Origin of the sequence: Kitasatospora sp. NPDC090091 (assembly GCF_044747365.1) — a bacterium.
Classification (GTDB): domain Bacteria; phylum Actinomycetota; class Actinomycetes; order Streptomycetales; family Streptomycetaceae; genus Kitasatospora.
Genome location: NZ_JBIVDY010000032.1, coordinates 59,531 through 79,293, shown reverse-complemented (window position 1 = coordinate 79,293; position 19,763 = coordinate 59,531). Strand labels below are relative to the sequence as shown.

The following is a 19,763-nucleotide window of genomic DNA, read 5'->3' as shown; positions in this document are numbered from 1 at the left end:
GCTGTGCGAAGAAGCCGCCGGGAGAGATGTTTTACATGCTCAGGACAGCTCGCGTCCAGAGGGCGTGCAGCAACGCCCGGTTGAGCCCCTTTGTGGCCAACGGCCGGGCGGAGAGAGCGTGTTCAGGGCGTGGGCCGGTGCCGGGTAGATCCCGTTGGGGCGGATCCATGCACGAATCACCCCTTTGCGGGCCGTATGATCATGATCGTCGAGCGGGTGAGTGGGGGAGACCGTGGTGGACACGACCGGGCGCTGGATGCCGCCTCTGGGCGCCGGCCGCAGTCCTGCGGCCCGGGCACTGCTGGCCCTGTTGGAGGACCCCCGGGCGCCGCGGGTGTGCCACGTGACCGGCCCGGCCGGCATCGGCAAGACCCGGCTGCTGACCTGGTTGGCCACCGCCTGCTCGGACCCGGCCACGCCCGCGGCGCAACGGCCCGACGCCGCGGTGCCGTTGGCCGGAATGACCGTTCACAGCGCCACCTGGACCATCGCCGCCCGCCTGGGCGTCCGGGCACGCACGCCCGAAGAGCTCGTCGCCGGGTTGCGTGCAGCGGACCGCCCCCGGCTGCTGTTCCTCTGGGACCTCGACCGCTCGGCCGAGCCGGCGGCCCTGGCCGAACTCCTGCTGGGCCCGTTGTCGGACGCGCCCGCCGTGCGGATGGTCGTCGAGTCGACGGGCGTCCTGCCGGTGGCGGGGCAGCCCGCGGTGCTGGCGCTGGACGAGCCGCGGTGGACGGACGCCGGGCGCTTCGCGTCCTGGTACGACCGGCGGCGCGCGGGCTCTCCGTTCCGCGCCGAGCAGGTGTACCCCAACCCGGGCCTGGCCCTGCTCGCGGCCAAGGTCCCGGCCGGGGCGGCCGTTCCGGCGGACGGCCCGGACGGCCCGGCCGTGCCCGCGGCCTGGTGGGCCTCGCTGCCGGACGAGGTGCGCCCGGCCATGGGCACGCTGACGGCCGCGGTGCGTCCCCTCACCCGGCAGGAGTGGGCGGTCCTGGCCGATTCCGCAGCCGTCGAGCGTGCCGCTGACCTTCTGCCGGCGGACTCCCCGGCCGGCGACACCTGGTGGCTGCCCGTCGGCCCGCTCCGGCAGGCCGTGACGGCCGGCACCGGCCCGGTGGACCCGGTCGAAGTGGTCCGCGCCCTCGCCGCAACCGTCCCCCGCGCGGCCGACCGCGCTCCGGACCTCCTGGGCGCGGACCCCGACCGGCTCGGCCTTCTCCTGGGTCAGTGCGTCCGGGCCGGAATGGCGGAGCAACTGCTCGAAGACCCGCTGTTCACCGCCTGTGCGGATCCGCTCGCCGTGGCGGCGGCATTCGGTTCCCACGGCGACAGCCCGCTCCGCACTGCGTGGCAGGCGGCCGGACCCGCCCTGCTGAGGGAGGACGCCGGCGCCTCGCGGGCCGAGATCCTGAGGATGCGCCTGCTGGAGGGTCGCACGGACCACACCCTCCCGCCGGTCTCCGGTGCGCCCTGGCGCACCGAGTGGTTCTGCGGGCCCGCGGAGGAGGACGCCCCGCTGGCCGCGGCGGCCCTCGGCCGGGGGCCGTTCGACGGCCGGATCCTGGCGGCGGACGTCACCGGCGGCGTGCACCTGGTCGACCTGGCCACGGGGCGGCTTCTCGACCGCAGGGCACTCGTCGGACCGGCGGGCATGACGGCGCTCACCTGCCACCCGGACGGGACGGTCGCAGCCCTCGGCCCCGACGGCGAGGTGCTGGTTCTCGCCGGTGACCTGCGGCTCCCGCCGCTCGGGACCGGCCGGAGGACGGCATCGGCCGATCTGCCGGCGGCCGGCGACGGAACGGGGACGGTGCACTGGTTCGCGCCGGGGGAGGCCTGTGCCGAGCCTCTGCACCGGGGGCCGGTCACCGCCGTGAGCGGCGTCCTGCTCCCCGGCGACGAGGGGACGGCCCGGTCACTCGTCGTCAGCGGGGGCGCCGACGGCCGCGTCCGCGCCTGGCGCCCCGGCCTGCCACCGATGCCCGGTTCCATCGCCGAGCGTCCCCGTGCGGTCGCCTCGGTGAGCCTGACGAACACGGCTTCCGGCCTCTTCCTGGCCATGGCCTGGGAGGACGGACTGCTGAGGGCCGTTCCGGTCGACCGGAACGGCCCGGCGGTCGACGTCCTTCTCGGGACGCCCGTCCGCACCGTTCTGGCCACTTCACCCGCTGACGTGGTCTGCGTCCTCCCCGAAGGCCTGGCCCGGATCACCCTGCCGGCGCCGGTATTCTTCGGGGCGACCGAAGGAACCGACGGGGAGCACCTTTGAGCACGGAACCGGACCTGCCCACCGCCACGCAGTACCGCGACCTGCGGACCTTCGTGACGACCATCGAGCGGCAGGCGGAGTTGGAGCGGATCGACCGGGGGATGGAGCCGACGACGTACGCCGTCTACAGCGCCTGGACGAGGATGGCCGTCCGGTACGTCACCGTGCTCGGCAACGAGCGGACGACTCCCCAGGCAGCCCACGCCGCGGCCCGCGCCTGGGGAATCCTCCTGGAGATGCTCGGATTCTGGAGGAACAGCCCCCTGCTGCCGGAATCGCTGCGGGCTCCCGTCACGGCCGCTGCCGACGTCCGCTGACCCTGGCCCGCCACCGCTCAGCCCGCCAGGTCGTCGAGGGGAAGGGTGACCGACGGGGTGGAACCGGGGTTCACGCGCAGGTCCAGGCCGTGGGTGAGCTCCGTGAGCTGCCGCCCCGTGAGCCGGGTGAAGCCGGGCCAGTGAGCGGGCAGGTGGCGCTCCGACGTGCACGCCTCCAGCACGCTCCGTCCCTCCGGACCCGGCACCACGTGCAGGTTCAGCGGGCCGGGCGCCGCGAACACGAGCAGGTCCGCGTCGAGCAGGGCGCCCTTGAGCCTCGCCTCGTCGCAGTACCCCGTGGCGGCCCACTGCAAGGCCTCCTCGGCCGCGGTCTCCGGCCTGGCCCAGCCCCGGCTCTGTGGTGACGGGCGGTAGTTGGGGTTGTGGAGGAAGCGGACCAGCGCGCCGTTGGCGTCCACCTGCCAGCCGCCGATGACCGCGTAGTTGGGCACCTCCCCGTTCGGGTCGTAGGCCGGGTCGATCGAGTAGATCCAGCCCCCGCGCCGACGACGGGCCTCGGCCCGCAGGGCGTCGGTCACGGGCGGGTCGGCCGGGCCGTCGGACGGGTTGGTCATGTCTCTCGCCTCTCAGGGTTGCTGAAACGGGGTCACGGGATGGTCCAGGGCCTGTCTTGTGGATCAGGGCGGACCCGGCCTGATCCACAAGACAGGCCCTACGGCAGCGGCGGGTTGGCGCCGGCCGCCGGCCGGTAGCGCGGATTCGGAATCCACTCCAGGGGCTGCCGGTTCTCGTCGAGCCGCCAGGCGCCCTTGACGTTCTCCGCCCTGATGCCTCCGGGGAAGGCGATCTCGCTCTCGTGCGTGTGCGGGTAGTCGCCGTTCTTGAACGTGGCGTTGATGTCGATGCCACCCGGTGCGTCGACCTCGTACTTGAAGTTCCGGCCCAGGGAGTAGGCCGGGTCCTTGCTCGTCCCGACGTAGATCGAGTCCCAGTTCGCGTGCGCGTAGCCGCGGAGGTTGTGCTCCGTGTTGCTCCGCGGCTCGAACCCGGGCTTGTCGGACCCGAAGATCTCCTCCGGATGGCGGTCGTCGTACCGCCAGAGCGGTTCCTTGCTGTCACGCCACACCGGATCGTGGGTGATGTCATCGATGTTGATGTCCTTGTTGACGGCCGCCTTCAACTTGTCGGCGTCACTGGCGGCCTTGGCGGCCGCCTGCTCGGCGGCCTCCTTGGCCGCCTGGTCCGCGGCCTCCTTCGCGGCCTTCTCCGCGGCCTCCTGGGCCGCCTTCTCGGCAGCCTCCTGGGCGGCCTTCTCGGCGGCGTTCTTGGCGACGGCGGCGGCCTCGCGTTCGGCGACGGTGGCGGCGGTGCCGCCGCCACCGGTGCCGGCGCCGATGAGGAGGTTGCCGGCGAGCCTTCCGCCTGCCTCGGACGGGTCGTTGCCCCACCCGCTGCCGACCAGGCCCTTGAGCAGGTCGACGGGGTGGTCACCGGCCTGGATCAGGCCCGCGGTGATGGTGGACAGGCCGTCGAGGTACTGGGCGGGGTGGGTGAGGTTGTACGGGTCGTAGGGGTTGAGCGAGCGGCCGAGCTTGAGCAGGTCGGTGCCGCTCTTGATCAGGCCACCGGTGAAGTGCTGGTACATCACCGGTGCGCCGGCCAGACCGTCCATGACGTCGGCCTTGAGGATCTGCGTCTTGCTCGGCATGTTCGGCGCCGACTGCACCAGCGCGGCGATCGCGGCGGTGGCGGTGCGCGCGGCGGAGTCCCGCTGGGTGCGGGCGGCGTCCAGCTTCTCCTCGGCATGCTGGAACTCGGCCTCCGCCGGGTCCTTGAACTCGCCCGGATCGACCGGCTTCTGCGCCGGCCGCTGGTCGGGCGGCGTGGAGTTGTATGCCTTGGCCCGCAGGTTGTATGTCATGGCGTCTTCCAGCCACGCCTTGGCCGCCGCGTCGGACTTCTTCTTCGCCGCCTTCCACAGCCGCGCGGCCTCCGCGGCCTCCCCCTGCGCCCAGGTGACGGTGTGGGCGAAGGTCTCCAGCGCGGAGGCGGCCTTGCCGCACGCGTCCGCGGCGGTCAGCCACTGCTTGGGCTGCGGTTGGAACGCCTTCTGGAATGCCTCCGCGGCGTCCCCCGTCCAGTGCTCGTGGTCGAGCCTGGCCAGGCCGCTGCCGGTCTTGTCGAACGCGTCGTGGAACTTCTTCAGGTGCCCGGCGACCTCGTTGAGCTTCTTCGCGTCCCCGTGGACCAGCTCCTTCGGGTCGTCGGTCTGCTTCAGGCTGCGCTCGCCGACCTTCAGGCCGGCCTCGTCCGCGACATCGTCGCCCCACCCGTTGACCTTCTGCGCCGCACCGTGCAGCCCGACCTCGTCCAGCAGGTCACCGGTCAGGTGCGAACCCTTCTGCAGGACCTTGGCACCCGCCTTGACGTGCACGTCGACGAAGGTGTCGGCCGCGTCCACCACATCGGTGATGCTGAAGTGCAGACCCATCAGCCGTTGCCCCCCGCCGCCTCGGCGATCGCCTTGTTGATCCCGAACGGACCTTCGGCCTTCTCCTTCGCGACGTCCTTCCAGGTCTTCGCCATGTTGTCGAAGGCCTTGTCCGCGGACCCCGGGGAGAAGTCCGGGTTGGTGATCTGGGTGTACGCGTTGTCACCCCACACCTGGTCCCAGGACTTGCCCTCGATCTGCTCCTCCGTCTGGTGCGGGTTGCCCATCCCCGCCGCGACGACGTCCTTCAGCAGGCCGTCCGCATACTTCTCCTGCTCGTGGTAGAAGCCCGCCGACAGCCCGAGCTTGCCCGCGATCTCGGTGCCCTCCTGCACCAGCTTCCGCACGCCCCACGACCAGCGTTCGCAGAACTCGGTGAACACGGCCCCCAGATCCGGGTCACCGGCCTCCATGCCGGTCAGCTCCAGCTCCGAGAACCCCCGTCCGGACTCCGCGAAACCCGCGATCCCCAGCTTCTGCAGCTCCTCGATCGCCCCGTTGATGCCCTCTTCCGCCAGCTTCAGCGCCTGCGGATCGACCCCGAACCCCGTGCCCGCCATCTCAGCCTTCCCCCGTCACAGCCATCGGCCCGTCGAGGGCCACCTCGTCCGGCACGATCCCCCGCATCGGAGGCAGGAGCATCGGCTCCGCCCCCGCCACGTCCAATGCCACCCCGCCGGGAACCCCCAGCGCGGGCACGGCCACGTCCAGCAACCGCGAGCCCAGCACCGTCAGATACGGCAGGCCGTCCACCGGAAGCTCCTTCAGCCGCGCGAACGCGGCGAGTTCCTCCTCCGAGGTGAAGGCGTGGATCCACCGCAGGCCCCCGTGATCGGCGGTCCACACCGCCTCCTCACCCCACCGGGGCACCAACACCGCACTCAACCGGAACTGCGCCACCATCAACGCGGGGTCACCCACCCCCGCCCGCAGCATCCGTAGCTGATGCACCAAACCGGCGTTCCGCATGATCCCCCGATCGCCCCGGCCCCGTTTAGAACGCCACTCTAATGCACGGATATGGGGATGGATCGCCGGATATCACCCCACGGGGGCCGATGATGACGGCGTGCCGGTGGCCGGCCCGATTCGTGAGGGGAGCAACGTCCGGCTGCTCGAAGAACGTTGACCGTCCGTCATGTCGCGGAGAAACGCGAGCGGCTCGCCGGTGCGGTGCGCGTACTGCCACCGTCCGGCGAGCCGCTCACGAACACGGGCTCAGCTGCAGCCGCAGTCGCAGCCTCCGTCGCAGCAGCCGTCGCACCCGCAGCCGTCGCAGCAGCCGTCGTCGCCGCAGCACTGGCAGCAGCTGTCGCAGTTGCTGCAGCCGCTGCAGTCGCACTGCCCGCAGCCGCAGTCCTGCCGGGCGCACCAGCCCTCCCGGGGCTCGCGCGAGAACGGGTCGTTGTGGTTGCAGCACATCAGCTGGCACGAGCAGGCCATCAGCGCCCAGATCGCGCAGCCGGAGAGGAGGTTGCGGCGGGGCGGACGTGGTGCGCCGGGCGGGGTGAAGCCCGGGCCCTGGGGCACCCACGGCGGGACCGGCGCCCCGGGGCCGGCCGGGGGAGCCTGGTTCGGGTCCTTGGTGGGCGGCGACTGGTACGGGTTGGCGGCGTGCGGCGCGGTGCTGTGCGGCGCGGCGTCGTGGGGCGCGGTGCCGCTCGGGGCGGCCTTGGTGCGGCAGGAGGCCGTGTGCGAGGCCGCGCCGAAGACCCGGTCGACGGCGCGCTCGGTCTCGTGGCCGAGCAGGACGTGGACCAGTGCGCGGTCGGTGAACTCCACGTCGCGCAGCGCGAGTCGGATGCCGTGCACGGCGTCCCGGCATAGCCGTTCGGCCTCCGCCCGGTCGGTGTCGGTCGCGGTGAGCGGGTTCCAGGCGCCGCTCGCTGCGTCCGCGGCCTGGTCCTCGGCCGCGTCCAGCAGGTGCGCCAGCCGTCCGAACAGCCGCCCCGCCTCGGCCAGCGGCGCGGCGTTGCCGGGCCGGCCGGCCAGCTCCGCGGTGTGCGCGAAGGCCGCCGAGGTGGCGCTCTCGGTGGGCTCGGTGACCAGCAGCACCGAACCGCCCGGCGCCAGCGAGCGCTCCAGCTCGCCCTGGCGGGCCGCGGCGTCGAGCAGCACGGCGGTGTCGAAGCCGACGGCCGACGCGCCGCCCGCGCTCTTGCGGTCCCAGCGCCTGGTCACCGCCCGCGCCCCGGCCGCGACCGGCCTGCGGGCGAACACGCCGTCGCGGTCCTCGACGTGGTCGCGGATCTTCACCGAGGCGAGTGCCAGCGAGACCGCCGCGGCCAGCCGGGCGCCCTCCCCCTTGGCGACCGAGGCGGTGCGCATCCCGCGGAGCGGGCAGGGCCCGGCCGTGCGGCGCCAGGAGGCGTCGTCCTCGGCGCTCTGCGCCTCGACCAGCACCGAGATGATCAGGCCGTCGTAGTTGGTGGCGGTCCGCGCCAGCTGTCCGTGGTCGTCCCGCAGTGCCAGGCAGAGCCCGCACAGGTGCGCCATCCACGAGGTCTGCAACCGCTCCGAGAGCCGGTGGCGACACGGTCTGATGATGCCGAACATGATCCCCCCTCACCCGACCAGGGCTTGATCGGCCCTGGTGGCGCACATCATATGACCAGGTGGGAGGGGTTCCGAAGGCGCATGACTCTCCGTGATCGCAGGCCTGCGCCGTGCACCGTCCGGAGGCGCTGCTACCGGCTCGCGGTCCAGCCCTGGAGCGTCGGGAGCACCTTCTCGGCGATCCGGAACAGTGCCGCGTCGTCGGGGACGGCGCTGTCCTGGTGCCAGATCGTGAGCTCGTAGGACCCGCCGTCGGCCGTGCTGTCCTTCCCGACGACGAGGTGCCGGGCGATGCCGCCGGGGCCGGTGCTGGTCTTGCCGCCGCCGAGGTTGAAGTAGACCGCGGTGGTGCGGTCGGAGTAGGTCATCGCGGGGTGGTCGAGGAGTGTGGTGCGGGTCGCCGTGCCGCCACCCAGGACGAGGTAGTCCCGGACGGTGAGGTCGTGGAGATCGGCGATCCGTACCTGGAGCGTGCCGATCTGCACCTCCGCTGCGGCGTTGAGCTTCTTCGTCCCGTCCGCGAAGGTGATCTGCCCGCCCCCGGACTGCGCGTTGGAGACGTGCTCGGTCGGCATGCCGGCCAGGGCCGGGAAGTCCGGTCGGTGCGCCCGGGCGGTGTGGGGGCGGGTGCAGCCTCGCCGGCCCCGTATCGACGATCCCATATCCGGGATAGCATCGCGAATATGGGAATCGACACCGCCGCTGATGAGCGGCTGGCGACGCGGTTGGCGGAGTTGCGGGTGGAACGGGGGTGGACGCTGGAGGAGTTGGCGCAGCGCGCGGACGTCAGCCGGTCGACGCTGTCGCGGGTGGAGCGGGCGGAGGTGAGCCCGACGGCGGCGGTGCTCGGGCGGCTCTGCGCGGTGTACGGGTGGACGATGTCGCGCCTGCTCGCCGAGGTGGAGTCGGTGCCGGCCCGGCTGGTGCGGGCGGACGAGCAGCGGGTGTGGCGGGACGAGGCGTCCGGGTTCGTTCGCCGGTCGGTGTCGCCGCCGCACGGGTCGCTGCGGGCGGAGGTGATCGAGGGCCGGCTGCCGGCGGGCGCCGACCTCTCGTACGACCGTCCGTCCGTGCCCGGGCTCGAACACCATCTCTGGCTGCTGGAGGGTGAGTTGGAGCTTACTGTCGATGGTGAGCCGCATCTGCTGGCGGCCGGGGACTGTCTGCGGTTCGTCGCGGAGACCACCCGGTTCCGCTGTCCGGGCCCGGCGGAGGCCCGTTACGTGCTGGTGGTGGTCGTCCCGTGACGCGGTCCACGGCCGGCCCCGCCCCGGCGGCGCCCCGGGAGCGGTTCGACGCCGCCGGGCGCCGCGTCCTGCTGGTCTGTGTCGCGGGCGGGTTCACCACCCTGCTCGACCAGTCCGTGCTCAACACCTCCATACCCGCGCTCCGCGAGAGCCTGCACGCCCAACCCGCCCACCTGCAGTGGATCGTGGCCGGTTACTCGCTCGCCTTCGGCCTGGCCCTGGTGCCGGGCGGGCGGCTCGGCGACGTGCGCGGCCGCAAGTGGTTCTTCGTCGCGGGCCTGGCGCTGTTCACCTCGGTCAGCGTGCTCTCGGCGACGGCGACCGAGCCCTGGCTGCTGGTGGCGGCCCGGCTGCTCCAGGGAGCGGGGGCCGGACTGGTCAACTCCCAGATGATCGGCACCCTCCAGGACGTCTTCGACGGCCAGCTGCGCGCCCGGGCGCTCGGCATGTACGCCGTGACCGGCGGGCTCGCCTTCGCCCTCGGACCGCCGATCGGCGGCGCGGTGCTGGCCGCCGTCGGCCCCGAGGCCGGCTGGCGGCTGACCTTCCTGCTCAACGTCCCGTTCGGGCTGGCCACCGTGGCACTGGCGGCCCGCTGGCTGCCGCGCCCGCGCCCCAGCGCCCGGCACGCCGACCTCGACCTGGTCGGCCTGCTGCTGGTCGGCGCGCTGACGCTGGTGCTGATGCTGCCCTTCGTCCAGCCGCCCGGCTGGACCGGCTGGCTCGCCTTCGGGGCCGGTGCCTGCGTGCTGCTCGGCGCACTCGTCCGGTGGCAGCGGCGCTACGCACGGGCCGGCGGGCATCCGCTGATCCACCCGGCGCTCACCCGCTCCGCGCCGTACGCACTGGGCACGGCGGTGGCGATGGCCCAGTTCGGCTCCTCCATCGCGGCCGGGCTGGTGCTGGCGATGTTCCTCCAGGACGGTCTCGGCCTCTCCCCGATGGGCGCGGCGCTGGTCGCGCTGCCCTCGGCGGTGTCCATGGGGGTCGCCTCCGCGCTGGCCTGGCGGGTGGTGCAGCGCTTCGGCCGCCGGACCGTCACCGCGGGCATGGCCGGCTCGGCACTGGTCATGCTGGCCGGCGGACTGGTGGTGCAGTGGGGGCCGACCGGCGCCCTGCCCTGGCTGCTCGCCGCCCTGCAGCTGCTCGGCGGCGCTGCGGTCGGCGTCATGGGCGCCACCAACCAGGCGTACGTGCTGCGGCACGCCCCGGCCGAGGCGGCCGGGGTGAGCGGGGCGATCCTGCAGATGGCGCAGCGGATCGCGGCGGCAGTCAGTGTCTCCGCGCTCTCCGGCGTCTACCTGCGCGCCACCGCGGGCGGCGGCGGGCACCGCTCGGCGTATGCGTACGCGAGCGGTGTCTGCGCGGCGGTGGCCGGGCTGGCGGTGCTGGCCTCGGTGTACGCGGGCCGCGCCTCGGCGCGGGACGGCGAGGCACCCGCGGCGGGGGTGGAGGCGGCTCCGGAGGGCGCGGTGCCCGGCGTGCGGGAGGACGCGGCACCCGGCGGCGGGCGGTGAGGAGCGGGCGCTGAGCCTTGGCCCGTGCGCGGCGCGCCCGACGCGACGGGCCCCGCCCGGGCGGCGTCCGACCGGCGGCTTTGAGCGGGGGGCGAACGGGCGGCCGCGGGGCCGGAGTTCGGGCGTACGGTGACTGTCATGACTGATCACCGGACTCCGGCCCAGCCCGCCCACCAGGGTCACCAGGGTCACCAGGCCCACCGGGTGCGGGTGACCCACCGCACCGTCGACCTGCCCGGGGTCACCCTCGCCTACCGGGAGCACGGCACGCCCGGGGCGCCGCCGCTGGTGCTGCTGCACGCGCTCGGCGAGCGGGCCCGCGACTGGGACGGCGTGCTGCCGGAACTCGCCCCGCACCACCACGTCTTCGCGCTCGACCTGCGCGGCCACGGCGACAGCGGGCGGCCCGGAGCGTACGGGGTCGACCTGATGCGGGACGACGTCGTCGCCTTCCTGGACGCACTCGGCCTCGACCGGGTGGACGTGGTCGGCCACTCGATGGGCGGCGTCGTCGCCTACCTGCTGGCGCAGGAGCACCCCGGGCGGGTCGGCCGGCTGGTGCTGGAGGACATCCCCGCGCCGTACCCGCGGCCGGCGAGCCCGGTGGCCGGGGCGCCGGCCGAGCCGGTGGACTTCGACTGGGCGGTGGTGCGGGCGGTCAAGGCGCAGCTGGACACCCCGGACCCGGTCTGGCTGGAGCGGATGGCCACCGTGACCGCGAGCACCCTGGTGGTGGCCGGCGGCCCGACCAGTCACGTCCCGCAGGACCGGATCGCCGAGATGGCGGACCGGATCCCGGACTGCCGGGTGGTCACCATCGACGCGGGGCACCTGGTGCACCACAGCCGGCCGGCCGAGTACGTCGCGCTGGTCGCGCCGTTCCTCGATCCGGCCGGCCGGAGTGGTCCTGCACGTTCCGCCGGCTGATCAGATGCCGTGCTCGGCCGGCAGGCGGCCGGCCCTTATCGCCGCCAGGAGGTCGGCGTGGTCGGCCTCGGTGCGGTCGGCGTAGGCGACGGCGAAGGTCGCGATCGCCTCGTCCAGCGCCTCGTTCTTGCCGCAGTAGCCGCCGATCACGCCGGGGTCCGCGGTGTGCGCGTGGGCGCGGGCCAGCAGGGCGCCGGTGATCCGGGCGTAGTCGTCGAGCTGGCCGGGCAGCAGCGCCGCCGGGTCCACGCTGCCCTTGCGGTTGCGGAACTGCCGGACCTGGTAAGGCAGTCCGTCGACGGTGGTCCAGCCGAGCAGGGTGTCGCTGACCACCTGCATGCGCTTCTGGCCGAGCACCACCCGGCGGCCCTCGTGGCCGTCGATCGCGGCGGCCGGCACCGGGTGGCCCGCCTTGGCCAGGTACGGCAGCAGCACGGACGGGCGGGCCTCCTTCACCTGGAGCACCAGCGCCTGGTCGCGGTGGTCGGTGAGCAGCACGACGTACGAGCGGGTGCCGACGCTGCCGGTGCCGACCACGCGGAACGCCACGTCCTGGACGTGGTAGCGGGAGAGCAGCGGGTGCAGCTCGGCGGGCACGGTCTGCACGTAGGGGCCGAGCGCGGCGGCCACCGCGGCGGCCGTCTTGTCCGTCACCTCACTGAGTACCGGGGGTGCGGCGGTGAACTGCCAACCACCGTCCTCCGTGCGGACGGTGGACTTGGCGGCGAACTTGGCGCCGGTGTTGCCGAGCGCCTTGGTGCCGACCCGCTCCAGCACCTCGGCGAGGTCGTGCGCCTGGGCGAAGGAGACCAACTGCTCGTCGGCGACGGCGTTCCAGGCGTCCAGGGCGGACAGCTTGGCCAGCGCGCGCATGGTCCGGCGGTACGAGCCGGCCGCGTCGAAGGCGGCCCGGCGCGCGGTGGTCTCGTCGGCGCCGATCTCGCGGCCGGCCAGCACGAGGCTGGCGGCGAGCCGCTTGAGGTCCCACTCCCACGGACCGGGCACGGTCTCGTCGAAGTCGTTGATGTCCATCACGAGCCGGCCGCGGGCGTCGCCGTAGAGGCCGAAGTTGGCGGCGTGCGCGTCGCCGCAGAGCTGCGCGGAGACACCGGTGGCCGGGGTGTCGGCGAGGTCGGCGGCCATCAGGCCGGCCGAGCCGCGCAGGAAGGCGAACGGGGTGGCGGCCATCCGGCCGAGCCGGATCGGCACCAGGTCGGTGAGCCGGCCGGCGTTGGACGCCTCGATCGCCTCGACGGCGGTCGGGCGGTCGTTGGCGGGCACGAACTCGGCGTGCCGCTCGCGCGGGGTGCGTGTACGCAGAGCCTTGCCGTGTTCCCGGGCGCGGCCGTCGTGGCGCGGTGCGAAGCCGTCCACCGTGAACCGCCGACCGGCCCTCCGGCCGCCGGCCGGCGTGCCGGCGCCCGGGCCGGATCCCTCTACCCCATCGGTCAGCTGCGTCACTGCGCTCCGCCCCCGTCTTCCGTCGTTCCCGCCCGCGACCTGCGCGGACCCGGCCCCTCGGCGGGCCGGGCAGCAGGCTACCCCTCGGCCGGGGCGACCTGTCGGGAGGGAGGGACGCCACGCGGACGACCACGGTTCCGGGGCGCCTCGGGGGCGCTTCCGGCAAATCCGGGCGGACGCCCGGATTCGAGTTGCCGAACGGGCTGCAATCGATCATGGTGATGGTCGCGACCGATCCTGCCGCGCCGGCGGACACGGACCGGTCGGAGGTGGTTCGGTGGGCAGGGGGAGGCTCCGGTGGTGGGAGAGGTGTGCGTGTCGGCGACCGTCGTGCCGCCGGGGGACCGGTTCGAGTGGTTCTGCGAGGCGGTGTCGGGCGACCTGATGCCCCTCACGATCCGCGCCGAGCACGCGGCGGGCTTCCAGGCGGAGATCGCGACCGTAGGGCTGGGGCCGCTCCAGGTGTCGAGCTTCGCCTACTCGCCGGTGTCGGCGCTCCGCAGCGCCCGCCACGTCCGGCAGGGTGACCCCGAGCAGTACCAGCTCGCGCTGATCACGGACGGCGCCGTCCGGACCGCCCAGCTCCGCAACGAGTCGACGGTCTCGGGTGACCTGGTGCTGACGGACACCTCGCGCCCGATGGTGAACGCCTCCGGCCGGGACGGCCGACCGGTCCGCGTGGTCATGCTGCAGGTGCCCCGGTCCGAGCTGCCGCTCCACCCGGACAAGCTGGACGGCCTCCTCGCCCGGCGCATCCCCGCACAGGCGGGCACTGGGGCGATCCTCGCCCGCTTCATGAGCACGCTGCTCGACCTCGGCGCCGGCTGCGGCCCCGAGGAACTGCCCCGCATCGGCTCCATCGCGCTCGACCTGGCCACGGCCTGCCTCGCCCAGCACCTGGGTGCTCCAGAGGAGGCTCCGGCCGAGGCCCGTGCCCAGGTGATGCTGCAACGGATCCACCGCTTCATCGAGCACAACCTCGGCGACCCGGCGCTGACGCCCCGGGCGATCGCCGACCACCACCACATCTCGCTGCGCGCGCTCTACCTCCTCTTCCGTGACCAGCCCGCCAGTGTGGCGGCGACCATCCGGCAACAGCGCCTCGAACGCTGCCACGCCGACCTCGCGCACCGGGGCCTGAGCGGGCAGTCCGTTCAGGAGGTCGCAGCCCGCTGGGGGTTCTCCAGTGCCGGCTCCTTCGGCCGTGCCTTCCGCGAGGCCTACGGGGTCACCCCCACCGAACACCGCGCGCACGCCCTCGGGGCGTGATGGCGCGGCGCGTCGAGTAGCCCCGCACGGGGCGCGCAGGGCACACGTCCGAAGCGAGGGGTTCTGGGCCGTGGCCGGTCGATCGTGTGCCCGGTGTCGTGTGCCCGGTGTCGTGTGCCGGGCGTCGTGCGCCCGGCAGGATCGGCCGAAGCGAGGCCCTAGGCTGGCCGCTGTGGATGATCTTCGGGGGAGGCGGGCCGTGCGTGCGGCGGCCCTGGTGGCGGCGGTCGTGACGGTGACGGCCGGGCTCGGTGTGCGCTCGGTGGCCGGCGGCGAGTTCGCCAAGGCCGCGGGGGACGCGCTCTACACCGTGCTGGTGTACGCCCTGGTGCTGCTGGCCGTGCCGCGGCTGCGCCCGCTGCCCGCCGCGCTGGCGGCGGCCGGGCTGAGCTGGGCGGTCGAGCTGTTCCAGCTCACCGGCGTGCCGGACGGGCTCGGGCGGCGCAGCACGCTCGCCCGGCTGGTCCTGGGCTCGACCTTCAACCCGCCGGACCTGTTCTGGTACCTGGTCGGTGCTGCGGCCGCCGCAGGACTGCACGCGGCAGCCGCCCGGTCGTGGCGCAGCCGCCCCCGCTGACGGGGGCGGCTGCGGCCCATTCGATCCGACTGTCCGTCAGAGCGGCATCAGGTCCGGGCGCTTCGCCTCGACGTGGTCGCCGGAGGACTCGCCGCGCAGCCGGCGGCCGACCCACGGGATCAGGAACTCGCGCGCCCACTGCAGGTTCTCCTGCCGCTGCTCGGCGGGGGACTGCACGGGCAGGGCCGGCCAGGGCGCCTCCGGGTCCTGCTCGGTGCGCAGGCCCAGCGAGCGGGCGGCCAGCAGGGCGACCCGCTGGTGGCCCTCGGGGGAGAGGTGCAGCCGGTCCTCGCTCCAGGCGCGGCGGTCCTGCACCGCGCGCAGCGACCAGAGGTCGGCGACCTTGCAGCCGTTGCGGTCCGCGACCGCCCGCATGTGGCCGTTGTACGTGGCGATCTTGCCGCGCAGGTGCTTCAACAGCGGCACGCCGCGGGTGTCGAAGCCGGTGCAGATCAGCACCGTCCCGGCGGAGTCGACCAGCTGGCCGACGGCGGACTCGAAGCGCTCGGCCACCTCGTCCGGGTCGCTGCCCGGGCGCAGGATGTCGTTGCCGCCGGCACAGAAGGTGACCAGGTCGGGCTGCATGCGGTGGACCTGCGGCACCTGCTCGGCCGTGATCTGGTCGAGCAGCCGCCCGCGCACCGCGAGGTTGGCGTAGCGGAAGGCGCCCGGCGGCCGGCCGTCGGCGAGCATCCCGGCCAGCCGGTCCGCCCAGCCGGCGAAGGCGCCGTCGGCGCCGGGGTCGTTCAGGCCCTCGGTGAAGCTGTCCCCGAGGGCAGCGTACGAACTGAGGTCAAGGGTCTCCTGGAGGTTCGGCATGAAGTAGATAGTTCACTGTCTCAAGTGACCTACGCCACCGTAGGTGGCCGGTTGCGGTACGTGAGATGGACCACGTAGGGCCACCGGCGGACGGAACGTCAGCTCGATGCACCTCGGCCGCCCCGTCACCACCGCCACCACAGCCGCGGGCGGCGGCGCAACGGGGCGGCGCGACGGGGCCCCGGCGCGCGCCCCGTGCGCCGGGTGGTCGCGCCGGGTGCGCCGGGGGCTGCGACGTTCCGGCGGTCCGTGCACGTGTGCGAGCGCGGGTGTTCGGGCAGCCGCCTTCCGGGACGTGCTCCGGGCGTCGACCGGCGCCGCGCCGGACACCGGACCGGAACCCATCCCCGGACGGCGGAGGTAGCCGCATGCCGAACCGAACCCCGGAGCGCACCGCCAGGCCGCGGCGCTTCCTGATGTGCCGGCCGACGCACTTCACCGTCGACTACGCGATCAACCCCTGGATGGACCCGGAGCGCCCCACCGACACCGCGCTCGCCGTCCGCCAGTGGGAGCACCTCCACGCGCTCTACCGGCGGTTCGGCCACACCGTCGAGCTGATCGACCCGCTGCCCGGCCTGCCCGACATGGTCTACACCGCGAACGGGGCCACCGTGCTGAACGGCCGGGTGCTGGTCGCGACCTTCCGGCACCCGGAGCGGGCCGGTGAGTCCGACGCCCACCAGGCCTGGTTCCGGGCGCACGGCTACCGCGAGGTGCACCGCGCCGGCCACGTCAACGAGGGCGAGGGCGACCTCCTGGTGGCCGGCCGCCGCGTCCTGGCCGGCACGGGCTTCCGCACCGACCCGGCCGCGCACGCCGAGGCCCGGGCGCTGTTCGGCGTGCAGGTGCTCAGCCTGACCCTGGTCGACCCGCGCTTCTACCACCTGGACACCGCGCTCGCCGTCCTCGACGACGACCACGTCATGTACTACCCGGCGGCCTTCTCGCCGGACAGCCAGGCGTTGCTGCGCAGCCTCTACCCGGACGCGATCCTCGCCGACCGCGCCGACGCCGAGGTGTTCGGCCTCAACGCCGTCTCGGACGGCCGTCGCGTCCTGCTGCCCGAACCCGCCAAGGCGCTCGCCGAGCGGCTGGCCGAGCACGGCTACGAGCCGTGGCCGGTGGACGTCTCCGAGCTGCTCAAGGGCGGCGGCGGGCCGAAGTGCTGCACGCTGGAGCTGCGCCCGGCCTGAGCGCGCTGCCAGGCCCGCCTGCGCGACCTCGCCCACGCTGGCGACGCTTTCGCGTGGGCGTGCCCGCGCCGGCCGCCGGGGGCTCATCGGCCCTCGGTGACCAGCACCACCTCCAGGGTGCGCGGGCCGTGCACGCCCTCCACCCGGTCGAGCTCGATGTCGCTGGTGGCGGACGGGCCGGAGATCCAGGTCTGCGGCCGGCGGGGGTCGAGCCGGGGAAGTGCCAGCGGGACGGACGCGACGACCTGCTCGGGGGCGAGAACGACGCAGATGTGGTGGTCCGGGACGAGGCTGAGCAGCCGCCGCCCCTGGCCCGGCCCGGCGTCCAGGACGAGCGTGCCGGTCTCCGCGACCGCCAGGGCGCAGCCGGTCAGCACGCTGTCGACGGTGTCCAGCCGGGCGGCGGTGAGCGTCCCGTCGTCCGGCACCGGCTCGGTGGCCCGCACGGCGGCGAGCCAGCCGGGCGGCAGGTCGGCCGGGACGGCCACCGTTCGGGCGCCGCGGGCGTCGAGCAGCGCGGCGACCGTTCCGGGCAGGTGCTCGGGGGTGCAGCGGTGGACGAGCGCCCGGTAGTCGGCGAGGTTGCGGTGGAGCAGGTCCAGCAGCGCGGCGGGATCGTCGGCGGGGACGTGGCTGCGCAGGTAGTCGCGCGGGACGGGTGCCTCGGCCGGCGCGGTGGCCCGGCCGCTGCCGGCCCGGGAGGCCGGGGAGGCTCCGGCGGCCGGGGCGCCCGGGCCGTACAGGGCGGCGCGGATCCGTCCGAGGACAAGCTCCCGCGAACCACTGGCGTGCGCGGCACTCATGCCCGGCTCCGTCATGCCCGACTCCTCACTCCCGGCTCCCTCGCGCCCGTCGCCCTTGCGGCGGATTCCCCCGCGCCCCTCGCCCTCACGTCCGTCGCCCTCACGTCCGGTTGCGCCGCCACCAGTCACGGAACGACTCCGCGGGCACCTGTGGCAGGTCCCGGGTGTCGGTCCAGGCGCGGCCGGGCCCGGGCAGGCGGCGCGGGTGCAGCCGCCTGCTCCGGGCGAGCGCGCGCTCGGCCGCGGCGAGCAGGGCGGGACGGTCCAGCACGTACCCGGCGGCCGCGACGGCCGCCCGCTCCAGCCGGTGCCCGGGCCGCCGGACGACCTGCTCGCGCAGGTGGACCAGGACCTCCGGGATGTCGATCGCCACCGGGCAGACCTCGTAGCAGGCCCCGCAGAGCGACGAGGCGAACGGCAGCGACGCCTCCACCGTGCCCGCGGTGCCGTGCAGTTGGGGGGTCAGGATGGCGCCGATCGGCCCCGGGTAGACCGAGCCGTACGCGTGGCCGCCGGCCCGCTCGTAGACCGGGCAGACGTTGAGGCAGGCCGAGCAGCGGATGCAGCGCAGCGCCTGGCGGCCGATCTCGTCGGCGAGGGCGGCGGTGCGCCCGTTGTCGAGCAGCACCAGGTGGAACGCGGACGGGCCGTCGCCCCCCGTGGTGCCGGTCCACAGCGAGGTGTACGGGTTCATCCGCTCCGCGGTGGAGGAGCGGGGCAGCAGTTGGAGGAAGACCTCCAGGTCCCGCCAGGTCGGCACCACCTTCTCGATCCCGACCACCGAGATCAGCGTGCGCGGCAGGGTCAGACACATCCGGCCGTTGCCCTCCGACTCGACCACCACCAGGGTGCCGGTCTCGGCGACGATGAAGTTGGCCCCGGAGACGGCGACTTGGGCCCGGAGGAACTTCTCGCGCAGGTGCAGCCGGGCCGCCTCGGCGAGTTCGGCGGGCGCATCGGTCAGCACCTCGGGCGCCGGCCGGCCCCAGGCGGCCATCCGCTCGGCGAAGATCCGCCGGATCTCGCCGCGGTTGCGGTGGATCGCCGGCACCAGGATGTGCGAGGGCCGGTCGTCGCCCAACTGGACGATCAGCTCCGCGAGATCGGTCTCGTACGCGGTGATCCCCTCGGCGGCGAGCGCCTCGTTGAGGCCGATCTCCTGGGTGGCCATGGACTTGACCTTGACCACCTCGCGCTCGCCGGTCGCGCGGACCAGGCCGGTGACGATCCGGTTGGCCTCCTCGGCGTCGGCGGCCCAGTGCACGGTGCCGCCCGCCGCCGTCACGGCCTCCTCCACCTGGACGAGGTAGTGGTCGAGGCGGCGCAGCGTGTGGTCCTTGATCGCCTTGCCGGCGGCGCGCAGCTGCTCCCAGTCGGCCAGTTCGGCGACGGCGCGGGCCCGCTTGTCGCGGATGGTGTGGGTGGCGTGCCGCAGGTTGGCGCGCAGCCGCGCGTCCCGGGTGGCGCGGGCGGCGGCCTCCGGGAACGCGGGCATGCCGAGGAAGGTGCCGGCGCTCAACCGAGCTCCTCTCCGGGCGTCCAGGGATCGGACTCGGTGCTGGCGAGGATCTCGGCGAGGTGCAGCGGGCGGAGCGCGTCGCCGCGGCGGCGCAGCGTCCCGCCGAGGTGCAGCAGGCAGGAGTTGTCGGCGCCGCAGAGCACCCGGGCGCCGGTGGCGAGCGCGTTGCGGATCTTGTCCTCGGCCATCGCGGCCGAGACGGCCGGGTTCTTCACGGCGAAGGTGCCGCCGAAGCCGCAGCACTCGTCGGCGCCGGGCAGTTCCGCCAACTCCAGCCCCTTGACGGCCCGCAGCAGGCGCAGCGGCCGCTCGCCGAGGCCGAGGACGCGCAGTCCGTGGCAGGACGGGTGGTACGTCACCGGGTGCGGGAAGTACGCGCCGACGTCCTCGACGCCCAGGACGTCGGTCAGGAACTCGGTCAACTCGTACATCCGCGGCGCGAGTTCGCCGGCGAGGTCGGCGAGGGCGGTGCCCCGCCCCTCGGCGGCGGCCCGGGCGCCGATCCGGGGGTAGTTGTCGCGGACCATGGCCGCGCACGAGCCGGAGGGGGTCACCACGTGGTCGTAGCCGGCGAAGGCGCGGGCGGTGCGACGCAGCAGCGGCTCGCAGGCGCGCCGGTAGCCGGTGTTGAACTGCGGCTGTCCGCAACAGCTCTGGGCGGCGGGGAAGTCGACCTCGACGCCGAGCCGCTCCAGCAGCCGGACGGTGGCGATCGCGGTGGACGGGTGGAGCGCGTCGTTCACGCAGGTGGCGAAGAGCGCGACGCGCACCGGTCCTCCCTGCGTCCGTGTGGCCGCTCGGCGGGCCGCGGTGATCGTGGGTGATCGTTCAGGC

At 74.2% G+C, this 19,763-nt stretch carries 19 protein-coding genes; 8 read left to right on the top strand and 11 right to left on the bottom strand.

The features are described from left to right. Nucleotides 1-235 precede the first annotated feature (235 nt). Together ACIPSC_RS36120 and ACIPSC_RS36115 are read left to right on the top strand one after the other, a co-directional pair. The gene (locus tag ACIPSC_RS36120) at nt 236-2,269 is read left to right on the top strand and encodes a hypothetical protein (RefSeq protein ID WP_400833506.1); all 2,034 of its coding nucleotides are present in this window, start codon (nt 236-238) and stop codon (nt 2,267-2,269) included. Then, a complete protein-coding gene (locus tag ACIPSC_RS36115) occupies nt 2,266-2,586 on the top strand; it encodes a hypothetical protein (RefSeq protein WP_400833504.1) in 321 nt (106 codons plus the stop codon). Before ACIPSC_RS36120 ends, ACIPSC_RS36115 begins: the two co-directional genes overlap by 4 nt. Before the next feature lie 17 nt (nt 2,587-2,603). Here the strand turns inward: ACIPSC_RS36115 and ACIPSC_RS36110 are convergent, their stop codons facing one another. The 6 genes from ACIPSC_RS36110 to ACIPSC_RS36085 all read right to left on the bottom strand — a co-directional run bounded on the left by ACIPSC_RS36110 (nt 2,604) and on the right by ACIPSC_RS36085 (nt 8,256). Further along, complete coding sequence (locus tag ACIPSC_RS36110; protein ID WP_400833501.1) at nt 2,604-3,161, bottom strand: type VII secretion system-associated protein; 558 nt, start codon at nt 3,159-3,161, stop codon at nt 2,604-2,606. 98 nt (nt 3,162-3,259) lie between these two features. After that, the gene (locus tag ACIPSC_RS36105; protein WP_400833497.1) at nt 3,260-5,038 is read right to left on the bottom strand and encodes a putative T7SS-secreted protein; all 1,779 of its coding nucleotides are present in this window, start codon (nt 5,036-5,038) and stop codon (nt 3,260-3,262) included. Beyond that, nucleotides 5,038-5,598, bottom strand: coding sequence for a hypothetical protein (locus tag ACIPSC_RS36100; protein ID WP_400833495.1), 561 nt, complete (start codon nt 5,596-5,598; stop codon nt 5,038-5,040). Before ACIPSC_RS36100 ends, ACIPSC_RS36105 begins: the two co-directional genes overlap by 1 nt. A gap of 1 nt (nt 5,599) precedes the next feature. Continuing rightward, nucleotides 5,600-5,989, bottom strand: coding sequence for a hypothetical protein (locus tag ACIPSC_RS36095; protein ID WP_400833560.1), 390 nt, complete (start codon nt 5,987-5,989; stop codon nt 5,600-5,602). A 267-nt stretch (nt 5,990-6,256) separates the two neighbouring features. Continuing rightward, entirely contained in the window at nt 6,257-7,594 is a 1,338-nt protein-coding gene (locus ACIPSC_RS36090; protein WP_400833491.1) for a DUF5685 family protein, read from the bottom strand. A 131-nt stretch (nt 7,595-7,725) separates the two neighbouring features. Further along, nucleotides 7,726-8,256 carry a DUF6215 domain-containing protein gene (locus ACIPSC_RS36085; RefSeq protein WP_400833485.1) on the bottom strand — a complete coding sequence of 177 codons (531 nt, stop codon included), beginning with the start codon at nt 8,254-8,256 and terminating at the stop codon, nt 7,726-7,728. 21 nt (nt 8,257-8,277) lie between these two features. Here ACIPSC_RS36085 and ACIPSC_RS36080 point away from each other — a divergent pair, with 21 nt between their 5' ends. The 3 genes from ACIPSC_RS36080 to ACIPSC_RS36070 all read left to right on the top strand — a co-directional run bounded on the left by ACIPSC_RS36080 (nt 8,278) and on the right by ACIPSC_RS36070 (nt 11,285). Next, nucleotides 8,278-8,841 carry a helix-turn-helix domain-containing protein gene (locus tag ACIPSC_RS36080; protein ID WP_400833481.1) on the top strand — a complete coding sequence of 188 codons (564 nt, stop codon included), beginning with the start codon at nt 8,278-8,280 and terminating at the stop codon, nt 8,839-8,841. Then, complete coding sequence (locus ACIPSC_RS36075; RefSeq protein WP_400833478.1) at nt 8,838-10,358, top strand: MFS transporter; 1,521 nt, start codon at nt 8,838-8,840, stop codon at nt 10,356-10,358. The genes ACIPSC_RS36080 and ACIPSC_RS36075 overlap by 4 nt, the downstream gene beginning before the upstream one ends. A 138-nt stretch (nt 10,359-10,496) precedes the next feature. Next, complete coding sequence (locus ACIPSC_RS36070; RefSeq protein ID WP_400833476.1) at nt 10,497-11,285, top strand: alpha/beta fold hydrolase; 789 nt, start codon at nt 10,497-10,499, stop codon at nt 11,283-11,285. On the opposite strand, the gene ACIPSC_RS36065 is transcribed toward ACIPSC_RS36070, so the two are convergent. Then, nucleotides 11,286-12,746 (bottom strand): DUF2252 domain-containing protein, encoded by a 1,461-nt coding sequence (locus ACIPSC_RS36065; protein WP_400833473.1) that lies wholly within the window; start codon nt 12,744-12,746, stop codon nt 11,286-11,288. Between the two features lie 315 nt (nt 12,747-13,061). Between ACIPSC_RS36065 and ACIPSC_RS36060 the strand changes: the two genes are divergently transcribed. Both ACIPSC_RS36060 and ACIPSC_RS36055 read left to right on the top strand, forming a co-directional pair. Further along, entirely contained in the window at nt 13,062-14,015 is a 954-nt protein-coding gene (locus ACIPSC_RS36060; RefSeq protein ID WP_400833471.1) for a helix-turn-helix domain-containing protein, read from the top strand. Between the two features lie 199 nt (nt 14,016-14,214). Further along, on the top strand, nt 14,215-14,592 hold the full coding sequence (locus ACIPSC_RS36055; RefSeq protein ID WP_400833467.1) for a DUF2809 domain-containing protein: 378 nt from the start codon (nt 14,215-14,217) through the stop codon (nt 14,590-14,592). Nucleotides 14,593-14,628: 36 nt separating this feature from the next. On the opposite strand, the gene ACIPSC_RS36050 is transcribed toward ACIPSC_RS36055, so the two are convergent. Then, nucleotides 14,629-15,411: an SGNH/GDSL hydrolase family protein gene (locus ACIPSC_RS36050; protein WP_400833464.1), complete on the bottom strand. Its 783-nt coding sequence runs from the start codon at nt 15,409-15,411 to the stop codon at nt 14,629-14,631. A 368-nt stretch (nt 15,412-15,779) separates the two neighbouring features. Between ACIPSC_RS36050 and ddaH the strand changes: the two genes are divergently transcribed. Then, entirely contained in the window at nt 15,780-16,607 is an 828-nt protein-coding gene (gene ddaH, locus ACIPSC_RS36045) for a dimethylargininase (RefSeq protein ID WP_400833461.1), read from the top strand. 83 nt (nt 16,608-16,690) lie between these two features. Here the strand turns inward: ddaH and ACIPSC_RS36040 are convergent, their stop codons facing one another. The 3 genes from ACIPSC_RS36040 to ACIPSC_RS36030 form a co-directional block, all read right to left on the bottom strand. Next, nucleotides 16,691-17,425, bottom strand: coding sequence for a lactate utilization protein C (locus tag ACIPSC_RS36040; protein ID WP_400833458.1), 735 nt, complete (start codon nt 17,423-17,425; stop codon nt 16,691-16,693). Nucleotides 17,426-17,510: 85 nt separating this feature from the next. Beyond that, a complete protein-coding gene (locus ACIPSC_RS36035) occupies nt 17,511-18,905 on the bottom strand; it encodes a lactate utilization protein B (protein ID WP_400833557.1) in 1,395 nt (464 codons plus the stop codon). Nucleotides 18,906-18,925: 20 nt separating this feature from the next. After that, the gene (locus ACIPSC_RS36030) at nt 18,926-19,699 is read right to left on the bottom strand and encodes a (Fe-S)-binding protein (RefSeq protein ID WP_400833456.1); all 774 of its coding nucleotides are present in this window, start codon (nt 19,697-19,699) and stop codon (nt 18,926-18,928) included. Nucleotides 19,700-19,763 lie beyond the last annotated feature (64 nt).

Excerpts from the sequence above, each read along its gene's own strand:
- ACIPSC_RS36080 (WP_400833481.1), top strand. The coding sequence starts at position 8,278 with ATGGGAATCGACACCGCCGCTGATGAGCGGCTGGCGACGCGGTTGGCG.
- ACIPSC_RS36110 (WP_400833501.1), bottom strand. The coding sequence starts at position 3,161 with ATGACCAACCCGTCCGACGGCCCGGCCGACCCGCCCGTGACCGACGCC.
- ddaH (WP_400833461.1), top strand. The coding sequence starts at position 15,780 with ATGCCGAACCGAACCCCGGAGCGCACCGCCAGGCCGCGGCGCTTCCTG.
- ACIPSC_RS36100 (WP_400833495.1), bottom strand. The coding sequence starts at position 5,598 with ATGGCGGGCACGGGGTTCGGGGTCGATCCGCAGGCGCTGAAGCTGGCG.
- ACIPSC_RS36090 (WP_400833491.1), bottom strand. The coding sequence starts at position 7,594 with ATGTTCGGCATCATCAGACCGTGTCGCCACCGGCTCTCGGAGCGGTTG.
- ACIPSC_RS36070 (WP_400833476.1), top strand. The coding sequence starts at position 10,497 with ATGACTGATCACCGGACTCCGGCCCAGCCCGCCCACCAGGGTCACCAG.
- ACIPSC_RS36050 (WP_400833464.1), bottom strand. The coding sequence starts at position 15,411 with ATGCCGAACCTCCAGGAGACCCTTGACCTCAGTTCGTACGCTGCCCTC.
- ACIPSC_RS36040 (WP_400833458.1), bottom strand. The coding sequence starts at position 17,425 with ATGACGGAGCCGGGCATGAGTGCCGCGCACGCCAGTGGTTCGCGGGAG.
- ACIPSC_RS36105 (WP_400833497.1), bottom strand. The coding sequence starts at position 5,038 with ATGGGTCTGCACTTCAGCATCACCGATGTGGTGGACGCGGCCGACACC.
- ACIPSC_RS36085 (WP_400833485.1), bottom strand. The coding sequence starts at position 8,256 with ATGGGATCGTCGATACGGGGCCGGCGAGGCTGCACCCGCCCCCACACC.
- ACIPSC_RS36035 (WP_400833557.1), bottom strand. The coding sequence starts at position 18,905 with ATGCCCGCGTTCCCGGAGGCCGCCGCCCGCGCCACCCGGGACGCGCGG.